4 protein-coding genes are annotated in these 3,548 nt (G+C 69.2%); 1 reads left to right on the plus strand and 3 read right to left on the minus strand.

Going from position 1 to position 3,548, the window contains the following annotated elements; all coding sequences use genetic code 11:
- Positions 1–81: 81 nt before the first annotated feature.
- From ACJ7C5_RS15415 to oleC, 3 genes are all read right to left on the minus strand, one after another.
- A complete protein-coding gene (locus ACJ7C5_RS15415) occupies positions 82–237 on the minus strand; it encodes a DUF1328 domain-containing protein (protein WP_004153593.1) in 156 nt (51 codons plus the stop codon).
- An 82-nt stretch (positions 238–319) separates the two neighbouring features.
- The gene (gene oleD, locus ACJ7C5_RS15420; protein WP_412704380.1) at positions 320–1,312 is read right to left on the minus strand and encodes a 2-alkyl-3-oxoalkanoate reductase; all 993 of its coding nucleotides are present in this window, start codon (positions 1,310–1,312) and stop codon (positions 320–322) included.
- Entirely contained in the window at positions 1,309–2,967 is a 1,659-nt protein-coding gene (gene oleC / locus ACJ7C5_RS15425) for an olefin beta-lactone synthetase (protein ID WP_412704381.1), read from the minus strand. The genes oleD and oleC overlap by 4 nt, the downstream gene beginning before the upstream one ends.
- A gap of 104 nt (positions 2,968–3,071) precedes the next feature.
- Here oleC and ACJ7C5_RS15430 point away from each other — a divergent pair, with 104 nt between their 5' ends.
- Complete coding sequence (locus tag ACJ7C5_RS15430; RefSeq protein WP_097048174.1) at positions 3,072–3,497, plus strand: YkgJ family cysteine cluster protein; 426 nt, start codon at positions 3,072–3,074, stop codon at positions 3,495–3,497.
- The last annotated feature ends 51 nt before the right edge of the window (positions 3,498–3,548 follow it).

Genomic DNA, 3,548 nt, shown 5'->3' on the forward strand with positions numbered 1-3,548 from the left:
ACATGGGGGGTGGCCCACCTCGGGTCGCACCCCACCGTAAACACCTGTGCCGCCCCGCGGCCGCCACTACCCCGCGGTCTTCTATCCGCGCTTGCGGAACATCGAGATCACTGCCAATACCAGGAACACAACGAACAGGATCCAGGCAATGTTGCTGGCAGCACCGGCGATGCCGGAGAAGCCGAGCACGGCGGCGATGATGGCGATGACGAAAAAGATGACGGCGTAATGCAGCATGGCGCTCCTCGCAGATGTCCGGGCCGTTGGATGGCGTGGGTCCATCCTCCCGATCTGGCGGTGTGCAGCCAGTGACGGCGATCTATGCGGCAGATGAAGCCTTCAGCCTGCGCAGCCCTTCTTCGATGCTGACCTGCGGCACGTAACCGAAGTCCCGGCGTGCCGGCTCCATGCTGTACCAGTGCGGCGTGCACAGCTGCTCGGCCAGGAAGCGGGTCAACGGCGGTTCGCCGCGCAGGCGCAGCAACGGCCACAGCCGCTCGCAGATGGCGCCAATGCGATAAGCGGCCTTGAAGCTGATCGCCTTGTCCACCGTCGGTGCACCCACCGCCTGCAGCAGTTTGTTGACCAGCTCGCGCATCGGCAGCGGTTCGCCGTTGGAAATGAAGTAGGCCTTGCCCGCACACGCGGCGCCCGGCGCCAATGCCTCGAAAGCGAGGAAGTGCGCGAGCGCGGCGTTGTCGATGTAGGTGGTATCCACCTTGTTGTTGCCATCGCCCACCAGGCGCAGGCGGCCCTGCCGTGCACGTTCGGCCAGGCGCGGCACCAGCTGCTGGTCGCCCGGGCCCCAGATCAGGCGTGGGCGCAGCGCCACCGTCGCCAGCGTTGCATCATTGGCGGCCAGCACGCGCTGTTCGGCGATTGCCTTGGTCGCCGCATACGGTGCCTGGAAGTCCTCGCCGTACGGCACCTCGTCAGCCCCCAGGCCTTCCACCGGATGGGTGGCGCGGTGGGTCACGCTGGGCGTGGAGGTGTAGACCAGGCGGCTGATGCCATGTGCACGGCAGGCCGCGAGGACGTTGTCGGTGCCGACCACGTTGGCCTGGTGGTAGCTGTCATAGCTGCCCCAGGCGCCGGCCTTCGCACCGTTGTGGAACACCGCATCGACGCCGGCCACCGCGTGCAGCACCGCCTGCGCATCGGCCAGATCGCCGCGGATCTGGCCCACGCCCATGGCCTGCAGTTCCGGGTAGTGGCTGCGGTTGAACGCCAGCACCTGGTGGCCACGTTCGACCAGCCCGCGGCACAGCGCCTGGCCAAGGAAACCACCACCACCGGTGACCAGGATCTTCATGCGCGCTTCTCCAGTTCGGCGCTGGCCCAGACGGCGAGCTTCTCGCGGCCGATCTTGGCGTTGTGACGGATATCGACGGGGAACGCCGGATGCACCAGGAAGTGCTGCAGGCCGGCCTCCGCCACGCGGGCTGCGGCATGCGCACGCAGCGCTTCCTGCAGCGCCGGGCTGTCTGCCTGGCCACGCTGCAGCTCCACGCACAGCACTGGCACCTGCGCACCCGCCGGGCCAACGCCGACCAGCGCACTACGTGCCACGCCGGCCACCGTGTTGAACACCGGCTCGACCTGTTCGGTGTACAGCGGCCCGCGCGCGGTTTCCACGCGCTGGGTCTTGCGCCCGCAGAACCACAGGCGACCCTGCGCATCGAAGTAACCGACGTCGCCCATGCGATGCACCACGCGCGTGCTGCCATCGGCCAGCGTCTCGCGGATCTTCGCCGCCGCCGTGGCCTGCGGCCGGTTGAAGTAGCTGTCGGTGGCGGTCGGTCCGGCCACGGTGATCTCGCCCACCTCGCCGGTGGACAGCACACGCGCCTGCGACCAGTCCGGCAGCGGTGCGTCATCGATGGCGATGATGCGCACCTCGTTCGGCTCGACCACGCTGCCCACGCAGGTACCGGCGCCGGCTTCGGTAGCAGCACGGGTTCGCTCCAGCTCGCGGCCCTCCACCACCGCCACCGGCAAGCATTCGGTGGCGCCATACGGGGTCCAGAACTGCGCATCGGCGGGCAGCAGACTGCGGATGGTAGCGACCACATCCGGCGGCACCGGCGCACCGGCCGAGGTCACCCGGGTCACCGTTGGCAGGGGCCGGCCATGCCGGGCCAGCACCCGCATCAGCGCGGGCGAGCCAAACAGCTGGGTCACGCCGAAGCGCTGGATGGCATCGTGCAGGCGCGCCGGGTCGGCCTGCGCCGGCCGGGTCGGGTCCATGTCCGGGATCACCGAGGTCAGGCCCAGCGCCGGGTCGAACAAGGCAAACGGCGGGAAGGTCGGCAGGTCCACCCCGCCCGCCTCCATGCCGAAGGCGCTGCCCAGCAGCTGGATCTGGCCGACGAAATGGCGGTGGCGGTAGACCACGCCCTTGGGCACGCCGGTGGAGCCGCTGGTGAACAGGATCGCGGCCATGTCCTCGCCATCGGTGTCGGCCAGCATCGGCCCCGCCTTGGCGCCGGCGCGCTCCAGCGCGGCCAGGCTGGTACCGCCCCAGCCCAGGCGGCGGCCGACGGTGACCAGGCGGGTCGCCGAGGGCGCCCAGCGCAGCACCAACCGCGCCACGTGTGCCAGCGGAATGCCAATGAAAGCCTCCGGCTGCGCCTCATCCAGGCACTGCTTCAGTGCGCGTTTGTCGATGCCCGGGTCGACCAGCACCGGCACCGCACCCAGTTTGAACAGGGCAAACATCAACAGGAAGAACTCCGGCGACGGCCGCACCATCACCACCGTGCGCACCCCGCGGCCGATCCCGTAACCGGCCAGGCCGGCGGCCATGGCGTCGCTGCGGGCGTCCAGCTGGCGGTAATCCAGGGTGACGTCGTAGGCCGCCATGCCGTTGCCGGCGCTGCGGCGGCCGGGGCAGCGGATGGCGATCTGGTCGGGGCGTTCACGCGCCAGTTCAGGCAAACGGGCCGCAATATTGCAGGGTCGGTTCATCCGTTCATTGTCGCCGCTTACGGAATTTCTTGCGCGGCGGCCCACTTCGTGGAAAATCCGCACCCTCGTTCCTGATTCCGACTGCCGCCCGAGGCGGCTTGCCCATGCAACATCCCTGCATGACCTGCGGCGCCTGCTGCACCCAATACCGCGTGGCCTTCCACTGGATGGAATCAGACGAGGTCACCCCCGGCGGCGTACCGCACCAGCTGACCGAGGTGCTGGACCCGCATCGCCTGTGCATGCGCGGCACCCACTCCAAGCCGGTGCGCTGCGTGGCGCTGGATGCGCAGATCGGCGTGTACTCACGCTGCACCATTCACCCCAACCGGCCCAGTGTGTGCCGTGAGGTGGACGCGTCCTGGGAGTACGGCAAGGCCAGCCCGCAGTGCGACAAGGCGCGCATCGCCTATGGCCTGGATCCGCTGACCCTGGCCGACTGGCGCTGGCGCGACGCGGCCGACAACGACGACGACCATCCAGACGACAACGGCAACAGCCCGTCGCCGCAGGCGCCGGTCGCCGCGTAGGGGTAGTGCCGGCCGCTGGCCGGCAGCCTCATGAACCCTGCTGGTGTGCCG

Source organism: Nocardiopsis yanglingensis, from assembly GCF_045809185.1.
GTDB lineage: Bacteria > Pseudomonadota > Gammaproteobacteria > Xanthomonadales > Xanthomonadaceae > Stenotrophomonas > Stenotrophomonas yanglingensis.

Bases quoted from the DNA above. Each gene is read 5' to 3' on its own strand.
- oleD (WP_412704380.1), bottom strand. From the start codon at position 1,312: ATGAAGATCCTGGTCACCGGTGGTGGTGGTTTCCTTGGCCAGGCGCTG.
- oleC (WP_412704381.1), bottom strand. From the start codon at position 2,967: ATGAACCGACCCTGCAATATTGCGGCCCGTTTGCCTGAACTGGCGCGT.
- ACJ7C5_RS15415 (WP_004153593.1), bottom strand. From the start codon at position 237: ATGCTGCATTACGCCGTCATCTTTTTCGTCATCGCCATCATCGCCGCC.
- ACJ7C5_RS15430 (WP_097048174.1), top strand. From the start codon at position 3,072: ATGCAACATCCCTGCATGACCTGCGGCGCCTGCTGCACCCAATACCGC.